The organism is Chitinophaga sp. YR627 (assembly GCF_900114995.1).
Classification (GTDB): Bacteria; Bacteroidota; Bacteroidia; order Chitinophagales; family Chitinophagaceae; genus Chitinophaga.
Genome location: NZ_FOUX01000003.1, coordinates 140,445 through 158,107 on the forward strand (window position 1 = coordinate 140,445; position 17,663 = coordinate 158,107).

Here is a 17,663-nt window from a genome sequence, read left to right on the forward strand (position 1 = left end):
TCGAGTTTTCTCTTATCATTTCTTCAGCCCATGCCCACGGGTCTCCCCGTAGCTTGCCCAAAAATTCAAACTATTAATGATGTCCTTCTTTTTCTTCGTCTGGAGACAATGGTACAGTCTGTGGAACGAAATCTTTACCGTTCTTGCTGTAGTCATATGGCCAGCGATATACTTCAGGGATCTCACCAGGCCAGTTACCGTGACCAGGATTGATTGGAGTAGTCCACTCGAGTGTAGTAGAGTTCCATGGGTTGGTAGTAGTTACCTTTCTACCCTTGAAGATGCTGTAGAAGAAGTTGAATACGAACAGCAGCTGAGCAGCAAATACTGCGATTACCACGATACTGATGAAGTGGTTCAGATCAGCGAACTGTTTGAATGATTCCCAGCTGGTGTAATCGTAATATCTTCTTGGCATACCCGCGATACCTTCATAGTGCATTGGCCAGAAGATCAGGTAAGCACCGATCAAAGTAGCCCAGAAGTGAATGTAAGCGAGGGTATTGTTCAGATAACGACCAAACATTTTAGGGAACCAGTGGTATACACCGGCGAACGTACCGAAGAACGCAGATACACCCATTACGATGTGGAAGTGCGCAATTACGAAGTATGTATCGTGCAGGTGAATATCGATAGAAGAGTTACCTAACCAGATACCTGTCAGACCACCGGAGATGAATGTGCTCACGAAACCGATAGAGAACAGCATACCAGGCGTAAAGCGCAGGTTACCTCTCCAGATAGTCGTGATCCAGTTGAACACCTTGATGGCTGATGGAACCGCAATCAGCAATGTTAACAGTACGAAGAATGCACCCAGGAAAGGATTCAGACCAGTAACGAACATGTGGTGCGCCCATACCAGGAACGCCAGGATAACGATAGCAAACATAGAACCCACCATCGCGAGGTAACCGAAGATCGGCTTGCGGGAGTTAACCGCCAGGATTTCAGATACCATACCCATCGCAGGGAGGATGATGATATATACCTCAGGGTGACCGAGGAACCAGAACAAGTGTTGGTACAGGATAGCACTACCACCTTCGTTAGAGAGTGCTTTACCGGCAACGAACAGATCGCTCAGGTAGAAGCTGGTACCTGCGTGACGATCAAACAGCAGCAGGATGAAACCAGACAATAATACAGGGAAGGAAAGTACACCCAGTACGGCAGTGAAGAAGAAGCTCCAGATAGTCAGAGGCATCTTGGTCATGTTCATACCTTTGGTACGCATATTCAGGATAGTAGAGATATAGTTCAGACCACCCAGCAGCTGTGAAACAACGAACAGCGCCATAGAAGCCAACCATAAGTCCATACCTACTTTAGAACCGATTGAAGCGTCACCCAGTGCACTCAGCGGAGGATAAGAAGTCCAGCCACCGGATGCAGGACCTGTCTGAACAAACAGGGAAGCCATCATTACGACACTCGCAAGGAAGAACGCCCAGTAACTCATACAGTTCATCAGGGGAGAAGCCATATCGCGGGCACCTACCTGCAAAGGAATCAGCAGGTTAGAGAAGGTACCGCTCAAACCGGCAGTTAATACGAAGAATACCAGGATGGTACCGTGCATCGTCACCAATGCATAATACGCTTCCGGGGTGATACGACCGCCTTTTGCCCAGTGACCCAGGATGCTTTCCAGCCAGGGGAAAGTAGCATCAGGGAAACCCAGCTGCAAACGGAACAGTACAGAGAAGAAAGCACCTATGATAGCCCAGATAATACCGGTGATCAGAAACTGCTTGGCAATAGTTTTGTGGTCAAGGCTGAAAACGTACTTCGAAATGAAGCCGCCTTCATGATGCTCATGGTCATCGTGCCCGTGGCCGTGGTCGTGCGCATGCGCTGCGCCATGAATTACCTCCTGACTGTGCAATGTTGCTTCGTTACTCATAATCGGTTCTATTTATATAAAACTGTCATCGGGGAGTACCGCTACCAGTTTATCTTATAATTTTTAAAATTCCTGCGTCAATTAATTTAATCTCTTCTACAAGGCAAAATTACTGTTTCACCTCGTTAGCCGCCACTACTTTCTGGGTAGAATCGATAGGGGTTGCTGCTGCCGGTACTTCCGGAGCTGCCGGAGCCGGATGAGCTACACCATACTGAGCTACCTGTTTAGCTGTCCATGCGTCGAATTCTTCCTGTGTTTCCACAACGATATTCGCTTTCATGGAATAGTGACCGGAACCACACATCTGATCGCAGGAGATTTCATACACGAAATCAGGATTGCCTGTTTTTTCCTTCATCTCAGTTGTAGTATACTTAGGCGTAAACCACAGTGTAGTAGGGATACCTGGAACAGCATCCATTTTCAGACGGAAATGAGACAGACCTACGTCATGGATCACGTCGCGGGAACCAATGATCAGTTTTACCGGTTTACCAACTACCAGGTGCATTTCTGTTGCCATGAAATCATCCTTGTTCAGCTGATCATCCCAATCCTGACCTACAGGGTTGTTAGCGTCGTTGATATTCTTGAAGAACTTACGACCCAGCTGACCATCTTTACCCGGGTAACGGATCAGCCAGTTAAACTGTTTACCGGTGATCTCAACAACCGCAGCATCTTTCGGTGCATCGGAAGTGATACGGAACCAGTGTCTTAAACCGATAGCCACCAGGATAGTGAGCGCTATGGCAGGAATAACTGTCCATATCAACTCCAGTTTGTTGTTATGAGGGAAATAAAAGGCTTCCTGACCTTCTTTCTCCTGATATTTATAAGAGAACCAGAACAACAGGATCTGGGTAATGATGAATACGATACCTGTGATCCACAACGTCCATTTGATCATGTTGTCGATACCCTCACCCTGTTCAGAAGCTGCTTCAAAGAAAATCTTTCCTTTCAGGGCATCGTTACAGTAGTAAACACCTATCAGGCCCAGTACCAGGAAGATGATCAACAGGAAACCGTTAACGCGGTTGGATTGCTGACGCGCTTTCTTTTCTCCCTTCAATATGGACACATACTCGCTGGCCTTCGCAATCTGGAAGATGACTACGAATATGAGCACAACAACTAAGACTGCTAAATATCCTGACATTGCTATTTGAAATAATTAAGTTATCTAATGCTTTTCGTTATTACCTATCACTTCCGGCTTTTACCGGAATCTCCGTTACTTGCTCGATGATCAGGTATGGTGTATAATACTTTCTTTCAGATAAGGATGATTCTTTGGAACCAGTGCAGCTTTAGTCAGCTGGTTGGTAACAACGAAGATGATCACACCTACAAAACCAGCACCGATACCAGCCTCATACCAAGGGAATACCAGGTGTTTGTATGTACCAGGACCTACCATCTGCCAGAAGTCTAACCAGTGACCAAACAGGATCACGATAGAGATAAACACCATGGAAGAGTAGTTACGTTTTGTATCACGTTTCATCAGGTATAATAACGGAGTGATGAAGTTGATCAGCAGGTTCAGGAAGAAAATTGGTCTCCACTCACCCCAAACACGTGGTTTGAAGTAAACGATCTCCTCTGGCATATTCGCATACCAGATCAGCATGTACTGAGAGAACCACAGGTACGTCCAGAAGATACTGAAACCGAAAGCAAATTTACCCAGGTCATGCAGGTGCTCTTCATTAACCATTGGCAGGTAACCATTACGTTTCAGGTAAACCAGGAACAGAATGATCAGCGCAATACCAGATACCCAGCTGCTAACAAAAGTATACCAGCTATACATGGTAGAATACCAGTGTGCATCAATACTCATTAACCATAACCATGGGGTAGTAGAACCTACAGTCAGGGAGTATACTACGATGAAACCACCGCACCATACTGTATTTCTCCAAACGATACGACGACCGGAAGCTGCGGACAGATCCCAACCATCTTCTTCGATGGACATTTTACGTAATTTCATTACAAAGAAGATCCACGCGCCGATAGTAACTACCGCAAACGCAGTGAACATTCCTTTATTTAAGAAAGCTGCTTTCCAGCTTAATATTTCGTCATGTTTAACATGTTCAGCATTTACCCAGTGATAGATGTGTTCCTGACCGGTAAACACTATCAGCATAAGAATTACGAACAGGATCAGACCCAGTACAGGTACAGCCATGGAAATTGCTTCCGGTATACGACGGAATACAATTTGCCATCCACCATGTGCCAGGGTAGTTGCTCCGATGAAGAAGGCGCTGGCTAACGTTACCAGCAAAAAGAATGTACTGTTCTGGAGGAGGCCAGCCCAGAGACGTGTAGAGCCATGCTCGCCATGAAATGCAAAAATTCCGATCAACAAAGTCAGCAAGCCAATCCCCATTAACACGAAGCTGGTCCTTTTTACTCTTGCCGGTACTACAAATTGGTCCTTCATTACTGTATATTAAAATACTTGATTGAATGCTAGTTTATCTTAGTGTTTCGCTGATGAATCAGCTGCCGCAGGTGCTGGTGCTGCTGGTGCAGCAGGAGCAGTCTGTGTCGCTTCATTAGCCACTGGTCCGGCATTAGCGCCGCCGTTCTGTACGCTGCGGATGTAAGCCGCTACTTTCCAGCGCTGTTCTCTGTCGAGCTGGCTGGCGTAACTACCCATCGCGTTATAACCAAAGGTCATTACGTGGAACAGGCGTCCTTCAGTATAGCTGGCCTTCGCACCACTCGCCAGGTTAGCAGGAGCAGCTACGTATGGACCAGAACCACCATTGTACAGCGGACCGTTACCGTCCAGCTTGGAACCATGGCAGATAGCACAGTAGATATTGAATAGACGTTTTCCTTCCTCCAGATCCGCTTTTGTAAGGATCAGCGGATTCTTTACTGCATTAGCCAAAGCGGTATCTGCCGCTTTCAGATGGTAAGGCAGCAATTCTCCTCTTTTTACGGTTCCATCTACTGGCTTCAGTGTAGAAAGACGCTCACTGTAGAACTCGTATGCACGGGATTCAACCATGTCCGGCATGTAATGTTTGCCGGGTTTCCTGTTGTCTTTTCCGCATGCCGATAACATAGCTCCACTTACCACAGCAGCCGCGATCAATATGTTGGAAGTCCTTTTCATCTGTTTATTATAATTCAAGCTTATGTTCTGTGTGCTCCTCCCGGGGAATAAGTCCTCCGGAAAGTTTTAAATTCTGTTTATGCGTTTACAGCCTCAACTTTAGTTTCAAACAGGCGGTCCTCGCGGTCAAAACGACCGAACCACCAACCTGATTCTACACGCTGTTCATTCACATCTTCACCGCCTGCGCTTACCAGGAATCTTTTCAGTTCCTCAGCATTCGTTTTAGCAGTTACCTCAATCACCATCACAAACTTATCGTCTGTCTGACGTGGATTGAAGATATGTTTCTTTACAAAAGGAGCCAGCTGACACAGGTAGCAGAATGTGAGCACCATACCTACTGCAGAGAACAATACCGTCAACTCGAAAGTGATCGGAATGAACGCCGGCAATGGGAAATGTGGCTTACCACCTATATTCATAGGCCAGTCAGAGTTAAATACCCAGCTCATGCAGGATAATGCCGTAGTAGTACCGGTGATACCGTATATGAAGCCGGCAGTGTGCAGGCTGGTTTCGCGCAGACCCATTGCATGGTCCAGACCATGCACCGGAAATGGTGTGTACACATCGTGTAACTTGTAACCCGCAGTTCTCACTTTTTTCACTGCCGGAAACAATACCGCCTCATCACTAAAACTTGCTACAACAAAATTTTTAACCGCCATATGTTTAAAAAATTCTTAGTCTAAAAAACGAAATCCGATTCTTTACTGTCCGGGATACCCCGGTCATAGATTAGTTATGATGAGCATGAGCTACTGCACCATGAGCATCGTGGTGATGATCATCATCATGGTGTAAACCAGCTTCAAACTCTTCAGCAGACTGCTGCTCATACTGCTCCATGTCTTTCTTGAAGCTTTCTCCCGAAGTTTTCAGTACGCTCTTGATCTCAGCAACAGCGATAACCGGGAAGTACTTAGCGAACAGGAAGAAGCAGGTAAAGAACAGACCAAAAGTACCCATGTAGAAACCAACTTCCGGCCAGGATGGACGATAGTAGCTCCAGCTGGATGGCAGGTAGTCACGATACAGGGAAGTACAGATGATCACGAAACGCTCGAACCACATACCAATGTTTACGATGATTGACATCACAAAGGTTACAGCTACGTTTCTTCTCATTTTGCTGAACCAGAACACCTGCGGAGAAATTACGTTACAGGTCATCATGATCCAGTAAGACCAACCCAGCGGACCCGCTGCACGGTACTTATAGAAAGTAGCGAATTCGTAAGGAACAGCTGCGTACCATGCCATGAATAACTCAGTCAGGTAAGCACAACCTACTACGGAACCGGTCAGTACGATCACCTTGTTCATAGCCTCCATGTGGCCCAGGGTGATGTAGTCTTCCAGACCTAATATTTTACGTACGATGATCAGCAGGGTCTGTACCATTGCGAATCCGGAGAAGATCGCACCCGCCACGAAGTATGGAGGGAAGATGGTAGTATGCCAACCAGGAATTACAGAAGTTGCAAAGTCAAAAGATACGATGGTGTGTACGGAAAGTACCAGTGGCGTAGAAAGACCTGCCAGTACCAGCGACAGTGCCTCGTGACGCTGCCAGTGTTTGGTAGAACCAGTCCAGCCGAAAGAAGCTACACCATATAATAACTTACGCAGTTTGGTTTTAGCCCTGTCACGCACAGTTGCGAAGTCAGGAAGCAAACCAGAATACCAGAACAGGAGAGATACTGTGAAGTAAGTAGAGATCGCAAACACGTCCCATAAGAGGGGAGAGTTGAAGTTCACCCACAGCGGACCACGTGTATTTGGATAAGGCAATACGAAGAAGGCCATCCATACACGACCCATGTGGAAGATCGGGAACTGACCCGCACACATTACCGCGAAGATCGTCATCGCTTCTGCCGCACGGTTCACACCTGTACGCCAGCCTTGACGGAAGAGGAGGAGGATCGCAGAGATCAGTGTACCGGCGTGACCGATACCTACCCACCATACGAAGTTGGTAATGTCCCAACCCCAACCGATTGTTTTATTCAGGTTCCACACACCCGTACCGTAGTAAACTTCCCAGGTTACGGAGAAGGCACCAAATGCGAGCAGCATTAGGGAAATGAAAAAGCCTACATACCACAATTTACCAGGCTTGGCTTCAATCGGGCTGATGATATCTTCGGTTACCTGGTGGTAATCTTTCACCCCATCAACTAATGGTTCTCTTAGTGTGGATTCGTACTTTAAATGCATAATTCTTTAAGCTTTTACCCCTAACCTGCACCTGGATGCAGAATAAGGAGCTTTAATTGTTCTAAACTTAAAACTTTATCTCTCTGTTAATCTTTCAATCTAATCAGCTCAACCCTCGCTTACGCTTCGTGTTTTGCTGCTGCTTCATGATGAGCTTCTTCTTCATGATGTCCTTTCAACTTAGGCTCAGCATCTTTGTTTCTGATCTTAGCCAGGTAGTTGATAGAAGGTAATGTATGGGTTTCTTCCAGTACATAATACATCCTTTCAGTCTGCTCTTCAGTGCGCAGTTTAGCAATGCGGCTTTCTTTATCGTTGATGTTACCAAATACGATCGCATCAGCAGCACATGCAACCTGACAAGCTGTTTTAGCTTCACCATCCTTCATCGGACGACCAGCTTTCTTAGCAGTCAGTTTAGCATCCTGTAAACGCTGTACGCAGAAAGAACATTTCTCCATTACACCACGGCTACGAACCACTACATCCGGGTTCAGTACCATACGTGTCAGATCATCGTTCATACCTGCTACATCATACAGGTTATTTTCAAAGCTGTCAGCACCGTTCCAGTCTCTCCAGTTGAAGCGACGAACTTTATACGGACAGTTGTTAGCGCAGTAACGGGTACCGATACAACGGTTGTAAGCCATCTGGTTGATACCTTCAGAGCTGTGGTTGGTAGCAGCTACCGGACAAACGTTCTCACATGGAGCGTTATCACAATGCTGACACAGCATCGGCTGGAATACTACTTCAGGGTTATTTTCATCACCTGCGAAGTAGCGGTCGATACGCAGCCAGTGCATTTCGTGTGCTTTCAGCACCTGTTCTTTACCAACTACAGATACGTTGTTTTCAGCCTGACATGCAATAGTACAAGCGCCGCAACCGAAACAGGTGTTCAGGTCAATAGACATACCCCATTTGATACCCTGATAGTGGTGAACATCAGGATACAGGGTACCGTCCTTACGGAAGTCCGGACCATATTTTTCCAGTTCTCTGCGGTCTTCGTTTACCTCTTTAGGGTTCTTGATAAACTCTTCAAGGGTAGTTTCTTTTATGATAGGACGACCTTCATAGCTGTTATGCGTCTGGGTCACACCTATCTGAGCAATAGCGCCGGTTTTTTCAACCACCGCATCAGCAGCGAAATAATCAAAGGTCTGACCGTTGAAGCTTACTAACGGATAGGCGTTTTTACCTACACCTGCAGCAGCTTTACCGGCGTTGTTGTTACGACCGTAACCAACCGCGATAGCCACAACTTCAGGATGGATACCAGGCAGGATCAGCAGCGGCAGTTCGATTTCCTTACCGTTTGCTTTGATCTTCAGTACACTTCTGTCGTTGTTGATTTCGTAGTCATCACCCAGCTGCGTATTGAACGTTTTAGCGAGGGTGTTGGAGATTACAGCGTAGTTATCCCATGTAGCACGGGTGATTGGATCCGGCATTTCCTGCAACCATGGGTTGTTCGCCTCTTTACCATTACCGATAGCAACTTTCTGATACAACACCAGTTCCAGCTTACCGCCTTTCTTGGCACTGTTGATCTTGGCAGCTGCACCAGCAACGTCGCCAGCGAAAGTAGCACCACCTAAAGCAGCTGGCTGAGCCGGCTCGATGATACCATCCTGGAGGATTTTATCCCATGCTTCCTGGCTACCCAGTTTAGTGATCCACTCATTTTTCAGGAAATCTTCCCATGAAGTAGCGTTTCCGCTCCATGCCAGCAGGGTAGATTCAAACGCACGTGTTTTGAACAGTGGTGCGATTGTTGGCTGTATAAAGCTGAAGTATCCGGTACGGCCTTCTGCATCTCCCCAGCTTTCCAGGAAGTGATGAGCAGGAGCAGCATACTTGAATATTTCAGAAGTTTCGTCTTTACGATCGTTGAATGTAACCGTCAGTTTCGTCTGTTTAACACCGGAGATGAATTTCGCGGAGTCAAAGTAGTCGTAAGCCGGGTTAACACCATATACGAATAATGCACCGATGCTACCTGCATTCAGATCACTTACCAACTGGGTCATCTCACTGTCGATACCCTGACGGTAGCTGGAAGTGGAATTCCAGTCGATAGTAGTGCCATTCGCGCCGATCTGGCTGTTGATAGCATTTACTATGATCTGTACGTTTACATCGTTGGAACCACTTACCACCAGCGCTTTACCCTGGTTTTCTTTCAGTGACTTCGCAGCTTTTTCGATACCTTCTGCCAGACGTTTGTCAGCGATAGCTGGTTTGCTTACCGCACCACCAACAGCGCTCAGCAACGCCAGTGCAACAGCACCGAGTTCAGAAGGCTTGTGTGTGAATCTTTCGTCAGCATTTGCACCGGTAACGCTCATCATGCTCTCAAACTGGAAATGTTTGCTCATTTCCGGTCTCTTCTGATCGATCTTACGGTTAACGCCATAACCCTTGGAATACTCTACAGGGTTCAGCCAGGTACCCAGGAAATCTGCATCCAGACTCACAATCGTCTTTGCATTTTCGAAGTGGTAAACAGGCAGCGCTCTCTTTCCGTAAGAAGCTTCGTTAGCCAGCAGCAGACCTGAGTAGGATACTGCATCATATGTTACATGACGGAAACCAGGATATTTCGCCTGGAAACCTGCAATAACTTTCTTTGTAGAAGGACTGATAATAGTGGAGGTCAGTAACACGATAGGAGCACCGCCCAGACCAGCCAGTGCAGCACCTACCTGTTTGTCCAGCTCTGCCCATGTTGTTTCCGCACCACTGATGGTTGGGAAACGCAGACGAGCTGCATCGTACAGGCTCAGAACAGAACCCTGTACTCTTGCTGTGGAAGCTGTACCGGTTACAGAAGACAGATCATTACCATCAACTTTAATCGGACGACCTTCACGGGTCTTAACGACGATAGGCAGATATTCTCCGTCTACTGCGTAAGTGGAAGCGTAATAGTTAGGTACACCGGGAGTGATTTCTTCCGGCTTATTTACGTATGGTATTGCTTTCTTAACAGGCGTTTCGCAACTAGCCGCAATTGTAGCAGCTGCGGTAGTGAACCCCAGGTATTTCAGGAAATCCCTGCGGGGTGTAGTAGCATTCAACAGGCTTTCACTCTCCTCAAAAGGCAGGTCCTCTCTAAATTCGTTATTCACAATCTCCTGATGTTCCTTGGTATTGTGCAACTCCTCCAAGCCTTTCCAATACTTTTTTTGCTCCATGTTATTTATACTAACGAGTTACGGATATATTGTTTTAGAACTTTGAAGCTCCTCGTTGAAGTACAGCATGCCGGCATAACGATTTACACTCGCTAACAATCCCCTAAGCTTCCTTCACCCGATTTACCTCTTCTATATTAATAGTGACATTTCTGACATTCAGTACCACCTACCATCTCAACGGTTACGCTGTCGATCTTGCCTTCTTTCACCTGCTGGTGGAACTGTTCAAAAATGCTGTAATATTTATTATCTGCGAACTGCACTTTAGTTGTACGGTGACAGTTTACGCACCAGCCCATTGACAGCTCAGCAAACTGATGAACTTCGTCCATCTCAGTGATCGCACCGTGACAGGTTTGACACTGTTGTTTACCAGCTACTACGTGTTGAGAGTGGTTGAAGTAAACGTGATCAGGCAGGTTATGGATTTTAGTCCACTGGATTGGTTTGCCAGGTTTAGTGTAAGCCTGTGCTTTCTTATCCCAACCAACATGATCGTATAATTTCTGGATCTCTGCAGTACCATTTACCTTCTTACCTTCTGCAGTGTACAGGTCAGCACCACCATACTCGCTGATAGTCTTGTGACAGTTCATACAGATATTCTCAGAAGGGATCATAGCATGCTTACTCTTCTCAGCACCCGCGTGACAATACAGACAGTTGATCTGGTTAACACCTGCGTGAACTTTGTGAGAGTAGAAGATCGGTTGCTCTGGCATGTAGTCTTTCTGACGACCCAGGCCGATAGCACCGTTAATTGTATAGTAACCACCTACGATGAACAGCAGCAGGATCACCAGGGCGATGTATGCTTTGTTCTTGTAGAAAGGAACTGGTTCCGGAGTAGGTACGCCGTCTTTGTCACCAGCAAGCTTGTTCAGGTTACTGTTGATCTGCATCAGGATCAGCGCAACGATAGCGAGGATCAGCGTGATGATACCGAACAGCAGGCTGTTGTTACCACCATCTCCCTGAGTAGCTGCCTGATCACCAGGTTTATCACCAGGACCAGGAACCGGTTTGTTACCTTCATCAGCGATGTAAGCCAGGATATCATCGATATCAGCATCAGTGAAAGATGGGAAACCAGGCATCACCTGCTTGTTAAAATCATTGAAGAGTTTAACAGCATAAGCATCACCTGAAGCCACCACGGAAGATGAGTTATGAATCCACTGGTGCAATAATTTCTTATCGGACCAACGTTCTTCCACACCCTTCAGTGCAGGACCAGTAACTTGTTTGTGAACATTATGGCAGCTGGCGCAATTCTGCTGAAACAATGTTTTACCCTTGCCTGGATCTGCTGCCCTTACTGATAAGGACGCGATCATTGCAACGCATAGGACAAGAACACTCACAAAATGCTTGCGCATAAGAATGGAAACACGACGATACACAGCCTATTTAGTTTAGATTTGACCTTAAGTTTCTTTAAAAGTGCTCACAAAAATAAGACACAATGTTGACAATTTATCAACAATTATAAAAAATTCTTACTTGCTTCACTGATTCCTTTTCCCTATATATATTCCGCTAAAGCGCGTATTGATCAATGCTTTTCGCATGAGAAAAAACATGATAAAAGTCATGATTCCAGACAAACTCTTGCAGTCTTCATCGTTCTGGTTATATATATAATGGTGTGTCCTTTTGAATGGTATTATTTTTGTCCGGACTGTTGTTTTCTTAACTTCCTTGTGCTTATCAGGTTCCATTTATAACCCTCCCGGTACCAGGAATGTTCAAACCTCTCCATAAATAAGACCAATTAGTTACTTTTGCGCCGTCTTATAATTTAACATACGCACTTTGAAAAATATAGCCATCTTCGCCTCGGGAGCAGGTAGTAACGCACAAAAAATTATTGATCATTTCCGGAACTCGTCCATTGCAAAGGTCGCTATGATACTTTGTAATAAACCGGAGGCCGGCGTGCTGAAGATCGCCGAAAAAGAAGGTATCCCCTCCGTACTGATAGAAAAAGAAGGCTTTTTTCGTACGGACCATTATATAAAGGTATTAAAGGACGCCTCCACCGACCTCGTCGTACTGGCCGGTTTCCTTTGGAAAGTACCCGCCAACCTGGTACAGGCATTTCCGGACCGTATTATTAATATCCACCCGGCCCTGTTACCTAAATACGGTGGAAAAGGCATGTATGGCAACTTCGTACACGAAGCAGTGATCCTGGCAAAAGAAACAGAAAGTGGCATCACCATCCACTTCGTCAACGAAAAATATGATGATGGCGCAACAATCCTCCAGGAACGTTGTACGATCACCCCGGATGATACCCCTGAGACCCTCGCAGCTAAGATCCACCTGCTTGAACACCAATGGTATCCTCTGATTGTGGAACGATTATTGACCTCGTAATCACAGGCTTTCAGCTCAGCTGTAGGCTTCCTTCTGAACCTACAATTGCTGACGGCTTCCGTCAAATGCAGACAATTATATGAAACAACCACTGCTTGTTATTTGCCTGTTATGCCTGAGTGGAATGTCCCTCTATGCCCAGGACAAAACGCCCTTTCACCGGTCTACCTTTATTAAGGTAAATCCCGCCCGGCTGATCAATCAGCTGGAATTCTCCGTCGAACAGGAACTCACCTCACGGCTGAGTCTTGAACTGGGTATCGCCGGTATCTATACAGACTACCCCGATTATATCCTCGCCAGGAAAATAGATATCGGTCAGAAAAAACCAGATATCAGTACTGAACAATTTGTTGATGGGAGAGGTCTTGGGTTCAGCGCCAGCCTCCGCTGGTACCTCGTCACCCAGAAAGATGACATCTCCCGCGCCCAGGGTACCTACTTCCAGCCTGTCCTTTTATATAAGAAAGTGTTCTACCCCAATGAAAAGATCAATATCCAGGGTACCGAATACGAAAACACCGGCGACAAAGATGTCTATGCCATCCAGTTCCTGCTGGGCCGCCAGATCACAAGAGACAGATTCATTATAGACCCCTACATAGGTCTCGGCGTCCGCGCCAAAGTCTATGACTACAATAACTTTTATGATAATAATGGGGTGGCTGACTCCAGAGACGGACGCCTCATCAGCGTACTGCCCAGTCTGCACCTTGGCATAAAGATCGGATTGCGCCTGTAATAATCCGCCAACAGCGCCATTTTCCAGCAAACAGCCCTCATTCTTCCGCCACCCGCCTGCCGGCAGGGTGCTTAAGCATATTTACCTAATTGTGTGCTACCTTTGTGGTGTAAAACGACTGGCATTATGTCTAAAAAGAATGTGTTCTATATTATATTTTTCGCGTTGTTATCCATCGCTTTCCTTGGCTACTCCGGTTATGTGATCAAAGGTGAGAAAGGCACCTTCTTCGGAGAAGAGAAATTACCTATACTTGGCACCAACGGCCACATCGTCGGGGGCTTCTCTTTTACTAACCAGGAAGGAAAAACAATTACCAGCAAAGACGTTGAAGGAAAGGTTTATGTAGCGGAGTATTTCTTTACCACCTGCACCAACATCTGTCCAAAGATGAATGCAAACATGACGAAAGTCTATGCAGCATATAAAGATGAACCCCGCTTCCGCATATTGTCTCATACCGTAGATCCGGAAACCGACAGCATCCCTGTCCTGAAAAAATACGCAGAAGAGCACGGCGCAGATCCCCGTAACTGGTGGTTCCTGACCGGCAGCAAAAAAGAACTCTATAAACTGGCCAGAGCTGGTTATATGGTTGACAATGGTACATTTACCGGTGATGATGACTTCGTACACACCCAATGGTTTGCCCTGGTAGACGGCGAATCCCGCATAAGAGGGCTGTATGAAGGCACGAAAAAAAGTGATGTAGACAAAATGATCGTTGACATCGACCGGTTGCTAAAGGAAAAACAATAACTCGTTATAAATTATCATGAGCAACAAGAACAAAGCAAGTATTACCGAACTGCTCCGGGATAGTAAGCTCAGCATTACGGATACCCGTGTGAAGATACTGGAACTGTTCATGAACAGCAATGGCGCACTTGAACATAGCAGTTTTGAAAAACTGGCCGGTCAGAGCTTTGACCGCGTAACAGTTTACCGCACACTACAAACCTTCCTGGATAAAGGGATCATCCATAGTATCCCAACCACAGATACCTCCATCCGTTATGCACTCTGCCGATCGGAGTGTTCAGAACATGATCACCATGATCATCATGTACATTTCAAATGTGAAGAGTGTGGTAACACCACCTGCCTGGATACCGATGTACCAGAGATCCACCTGCCGAAAGGATATGCCGCACATAATGTGGATGTAGTAGTAAGTGGCGTGTGTAAGGAATGTAAATAACCTGATCCTTAGTCTTTTATATAAGAAATCGCCTGATCAATTAAGGATCAGGCGATTTTATTTTGTAGCAAACTTCATTTATTTAGTGATCGCAGCGATCTCCTTCTGTACAAAAGCTGCCAGTTCCTGCACATAAGCAGGGGAGAAGTCAAACTGAATACCCGCCGCTTTATACAGTTCAGGCAGGGTACGGGTACTACCCAGGCTGAGTGCATGCACATAATTATCCAGGGCCTGCTGCTTGTTCTCTTTGAACTGTTTCCACATCGCAATCGCTCCTAACTGCGCAATACCATATTCTATATAATAGAAAGGCACTTCAAACAGGTGTAACTGGCGCTGCCAGCCGATCGCTTTATAATCCTCCCAACCGCTCCAGTCCACTACACCGGTAGCAAATTCATCCTGTATAGCGACCCAGGCTGCTGTACGTTCTTCCACCGTATGTTGTGGGTTTTCATACAGCCAGTGCTGGAATTTATCGATAATAGCGATCCATGGGAAGATAACGATCGCACGTTCAAGCTGTTGCAGTTTAGCCCTGCGCAGTTCTTCCTCATTGCTAAAGAAGATATTCCAGTAGTCCATGGTAAACAGCTCCATACTCATACTCGCCACTTCCGCGATCTCCATCGGATACTCTTTGAAAGCACTCAGAGACAGATTATGACTCAGGAAGGAATGTACCGCATGACCACCCTCATGTACCATGGTCGTCAGGTCTTTCATCTGACCGGCCGCATTCATAAAGATGAAAGGCACCCCGGTTTCTGCCAGCGGACAGTTATAACCACCCGGTGCTTTACCCTTACGGCTCTCCAGATCCAGGCGTCCTAATTTTTGCATCACACGCAGACAGTTACCAAAGAATGGTCCCAGTTGGTCAAAACACTCAATCGCCTTGTTCACCAGCTCGTCTCCGGTCTGGAAAGGGGACAGTGGTTTCACACCCTGTGGTTCCGCATCGGAATCCCAGGGTTTCAGCACATCCAGCCCCAGTTTAGCTCGATGTTTCTCCTGCAGACTCTTTACCAGCGGCACAATATGCTCCTTTACAGCCGTGTGGAACTGAAAACAGTCTTCTTTTGTGTAGTCGAAACGTCCGAGGTCTTCAAATTTATAATCCCGGTAATTGGCAAAACCGGCATTCTTTGCCACCTGATCTCTCTTGGTGATCAGGTTAGTAAAGAGCTGGTCAAGGGTGTCTTTATCTTCCAGACGACGCTTCGCCGTTTTGGTAAATACCTCCTCCCGCAGTTCGCGGTTGCTGTCTTCCAGGAAGCGGGCTGCCTGTTGCAGGGTATATTCCTGTCCATTTACAGTAATGGTCATCTTACCGGCAATAGCGCCATACTGCTGTGACTGCACACTCAGTTCTGCCATCAGGGGTACATTCTCTTCACGGAACAGTTTTACCTGTTTACGCACACTCCGCAGATAAGTAGCATACAGCTCCTGATCCAGGTCTTTTACCCATTCACTGGCCAGCAGCTTTTTATTCAGCGCATCCGCGTAGGGCTGCAGTTGGGGCTGTATTTCCATACAGAAGTAGGCAAAAGCCTCTTCCAGGGATTTGTCGGTTGTATCGCAGGTCATGCGTATCTGGCGCCAGCAGGCATCCTCACTGATGACAGCCTCCAGTTCACTGATATCCTTCAGCCACTGCTCCAGGGCTGCTACACTTTCGAGCGGCCTTTGCCGCAACTCCTCAAAATATGGCTGCAATGCCTCCCACGTTGTTACCGTAAAGTCTTCGGGTAACAGTTTACGTGGCTGTTTCTCAATATTTGCGTCTAAAGTCTTCATTTTACTAAAATAAGAAATTCCGGGGCAAAGACCTGAGATAGGAAATAAGAAGGGCTGATCTGGTATCTGACTATAGTCATCTTTCATTGATCTTTCATTGATCTTTCGTTGCGGAACGAAGGAGTAACGGAGAATAAGTATAGTCTGACTAATATAAAACGCGCGTCACCCGGGCGGGGTACCAGGCTAAAAACACCACATATCTGTAGTACAGACAATAAAAAACCAGACGCTGCATGCGATATACACACAGCGTCTGGCATTGGAAACCAATAAATTATCTAAGAATTACTCTTCAGTCTTCTTTTTCTTAGGAGCAGCCTTTTTCTTAGGCGCTTCCTCACCTTCAGCAGCAGGAGCGTCTTCTTTCTTAGCTCTAGCCTTTTTAGGTTTTTCAGCCGGCGCTTCTTCAGTTGCTACTTCCTCAGCGCCTTCTTTAGCGGCAGCTTTCTTAGGTTTAGCAGCTTTTTTAGCTGGCTTTTCAGCAATTGCTTCATCAGCAGCAACTGCTACTTCTTCAGCCGCAGCTTCCGGAGCATCTTCAGCTACTTCTTCGAATCTCAGCAGATCGTTAGTCTTGAGGATGGCATACCATTTTACCATCTTCTTCATATCACTAACGTAAACCCTGTCTTCATCGAAAGAAGGAAACACGCTTTTGAAATAAGACTTGATAGCATTATTGTCAGCTTTGGTACCAACCGGAGCTGTTTTAGCTTCCTGGTCCTGCATGGCTTTAAATACTTCAGCCAGGTTTACATTTTCTCCGGTTGTAAACACCTCGATGCTTTCCAGCGGAGTAAAATTATGGATGCGGGAGCTCACAAATTTTGTGCTCTTGTCTTCCAGAGATCTTACGATAGCGCCATCCTGTTTGCTGGCAATTAATTGAAACAAACCACTCAAACCGGTTACTGCAACTATTTCTCTATACTGCATGTTCAAATTTTTAAGAAGCGCAAATATAAAAAATCGTTTCTATCCGACAAATTGGAGAGGCTGTTCATTTAATTATTCTTGATAATTGACAAAAACAACCT

Annotated in this window: 14 protein-coding genes; 4 read left to right on the top strand and 10 right to left on the bottom strand. The window is 46.2% G+C overall.

The window, feature by feature from the left end; genetic code table 11:
- Positions 1–73: 73 nt before the first annotated feature.
- The 8 genes from BMZ72_RS16025 to BMZ72_RS16060 form a co-directional block, all read right to left on the bottom strand.
- The gene (locus tag BMZ72_RS16025; protein WP_218155257.1) at positions 74–1,909 is read right to left on the bottom strand and encodes a cytochrome c oxidase subunit I; all 1,836 of its coding nucleotides are present in this window, start codon (positions 1,907–1,909) and stop codon (positions 74–76) included.
- Between the two features lie 109 nt (positions 1,910–2,018).
- Positions 2,019–3,074 (bottom strand): cytochrome c oxidase subunit II, encoded by a 1,056-nt coding sequence (locus tag BMZ72_RS16030; RefSeq protein WP_089810077.1) that lies wholly within the window; start codon positions 3,072–3,074, stop codon positions 2,019–2,021.
- Positions 3,075–3,164: 90 nt separating this feature from the next.
- Positions 3,165–4,373, bottom strand: coding sequence for a quinol:cytochrome C oxidoreductase (locus tag BMZ72_RS16035; protein WP_089810079.1), 1,209 nt, complete (start codon positions 4,371–4,373; stop codon positions 3,165–3,167).
- 39 nt (positions 4,374–4,412) lie between these two features.
- Positions 4,413–5,057: a c-type cytochrome gene (locus BMZ72_RS16040; protein WP_143087710.1), complete on the bottom strand. Its 645-nt coding sequence runs from the start codon at positions 5,055–5,057 to the stop codon at positions 4,413–4,415.
- A 77-nt stretch (positions 5,058–5,134) separates the two neighbouring features.
- Positions 5,135–5,728, bottom strand: a complete 594-nt coding sequence (locus BMZ72_RS16045; protein WP_089810084.1) for a DUF3341 domain-containing protein — start codon at positions 5,726–5,728, stop codon at positions 5,135–5,137.
- Between the two features lie 70 nt (positions 5,729–5,798).
- Positions 5,799–7,283: an NrfD/PsrC family molybdoenzyme membrane anchor subunit gene (nrfD, locus tag BMZ72_RS16050; RefSeq protein WP_089810085.1), complete on the bottom strand. Its 1,485-nt coding sequence runs from the start codon at positions 7,281–7,283 to the stop codon at positions 5,799–5,801.
- 119 nt (positions 7,284–7,402) lie between these two features.
- Positions 7,403–10,489, bottom strand: a complete 3,087-nt coding sequence (locus BMZ72_RS16055) for a TAT-variant-translocated molybdopterin oxidoreductase (RefSeq protein ID WP_089810087.1) — start codon at positions 10,487–10,489, stop codon at positions 7,403–7,405.
- Between the two features lie 137 nt (positions 10,490–10,626).
- Positions 10,627–11,871, bottom strand: a complete 1,245-nt coding sequence (locus BMZ72_RS16060) for a c-type cytochrome (protein ID WP_255373214.1) — start codon at positions 11,869–11,871, stop codon at positions 10,627–10,629.
- Positions 11,872–12,307: 436 nt separating this feature from the next.
- On the opposite strand from BMZ72_RS16060, the gene purN reads away from it, so the two are divergent.
- From purN to BMZ72_RS16085, 4 genes are all read left to right on the top strand, one after another.
- Positions 12,308–12,874 carry a phosphoribosylglycinamide formyltransferase gene (gene purN / locus BMZ72_RS16070; protein WP_089810093.1) on the top strand — a complete coding sequence of 189 codons (567 nt, stop codon included), beginning with the start codon at positions 12,308–12,310 and terminating at the stop codon, positions 12,872–12,874.
- Positions 12,875–12,953: 79 nt separating this feature from the next.
- On the top strand, positions 12,954–13,616 hold the full coding sequence (locus BMZ72_RS16075; RefSeq protein WP_143087711.1) for a hypothetical protein: 663 nt from the start codon (positions 12,954–12,956) through the stop codon (positions 13,614–13,616).
- Between the two features lie 126 nt (positions 13,617–13,742).
- Positions 13,743–14,375 (top strand): SCO family protein, encoded by a 633-nt coding sequence (locus BMZ72_RS16080; RefSeq protein WP_089810098.1) that lies wholly within the window; start codon positions 13,743–13,745, stop codon positions 14,373–14,375.
- A 16-nt stretch (positions 14,376–14,391) separates the two neighbouring features.
- Positions 14,392–14,817 carry a Fur family transcriptional regulator gene (locus tag BMZ72_RS16085; protein ID WP_089810100.1) on the top strand — a complete coding sequence of 142 codons (426 nt, stop codon included), beginning with the start codon at positions 14,392–14,394 and terminating at the stop codon, positions 14,815–14,817.
- Between the two features lie 78 nt (positions 14,818–14,895).
- On the opposite strand, the gene BMZ72_RS16090 is transcribed toward BMZ72_RS16085, so the two are convergent.
- Together BMZ72_RS16090 and BMZ72_RS16095 are read right to left on the bottom strand one after the other, a co-directional pair.
- Positions 14,896–16,623, bottom strand: coding sequence for a M3 family oligoendopeptidase (locus tag BMZ72_RS16090; RefSeq protein WP_089811582.1), 1,728 nt, complete (start codon positions 16,621–16,623; stop codon positions 14,896–14,898).
- Positions 16,624–16,911: 288 nt separating this feature from the next.
- Positions 16,912–17,562 (bottom strand): DUF5606 family protein, encoded by a 651-nt coding sequence (locus BMZ72_RS16095; RefSeq protein WP_089810102.1) that lies wholly within the window; start codon positions 17,560–17,562, stop codon positions 16,912–16,914.
- Between the last annotated feature and the right edge of the window lie 101 nt (positions 17,563–17,663).

Excerpts from the sequence above, each read along its gene's own strand:
- BMZ72_RS16025 (WP_218155257.1), bottom strand. The coding sequence starts at position 1,909 with ATGAGTAACGAAGCAACATTGCACAGTCAGGAGGTAATTCATGGCGCA.
- BMZ72_RS16030 (WP_089810077.1), bottom strand. The coding sequence starts at position 3,074 with ATGTCAGGATATTTAGCAGTCTTAGTTGTTGTGCTCATATTCGTAGTC.
- BMZ72_RS16035 (WP_089810079.1), bottom strand. The coding sequence starts at position 4,373 with ATGAAGGACCAATTTGTAGTACCGGCAAGAGTAAAAAGGACCAGCTTC.
- BMZ72_RS16040 (WP_143087710.1), bottom strand. The coding sequence starts at position 5,057 with ATGAAAAGGACTTCCAACATATTGATCGCGGCTGCTGTGGTAAGTGGA.
- BMZ72_RS16045 (WP_089810084.1), bottom strand. The coding sequence starts at position 5,728 with ATGGCGGTTAAAAATTTTGTTGTAGCAAGTTTTAGTGATGAGGCGGTA.
- nrfD (WP_089810085.1), bottom strand. The coding sequence starts at position 7,283 with ATGCATTTAAAGTACGAATCCACACTAAGAGAACCATTAGTTGATGGG.
- BMZ72_RS16055 (WP_089810087.1), bottom strand. The coding sequence starts at position 10,489 with ATGGAGCAAAAAAAGTATTGGAAAGGCTTGGAGGAGTTGCACAATACC.
- BMZ72_RS16060 (WP_255373214.1), bottom strand. The coding sequence starts at position 11,871 with ATGCGCAAGCATTTTGTGAGTGTTCTTGTCCTATGCGTTGCAATGATC.
- BMZ72_RS16075 (WP_143087711.1), top strand. The coding sequence starts at position 12,954 with ATGAAACAACCACTGCTTGTTATTTGCCTGTTATGCCTGAGTGGAATG.
- BMZ72_RS16080 (WP_089810098.1), top strand. The coding sequence starts at position 13,743 with ATGTCTAAAAAGAATGTGTTCTATATTATATTTTTCGCGTTGTTATCC.
- BMZ72_RS16085 (WP_089810100.1), top strand. The coding sequence starts at position 14,392 with ATGAGCAACAAGAACAAAGCAAGTATTACCGAACTGCTCCGGGATAGT.
- BMZ72_RS16090 (WP_089811582.1), bottom strand. The coding sequence starts at position 16,623 with ATGAAGACTTTAGACGCAAATATTGAGAAACAGCCACGTAAACTGTTA.
- BMZ72_RS16095 (WP_089810102.1), bottom strand. The coding sequence starts at position 17,562 with ATGCAGTATAGAGAAATAGTTGCAGTAACCGGTTTGAGTGGTTTGTTT.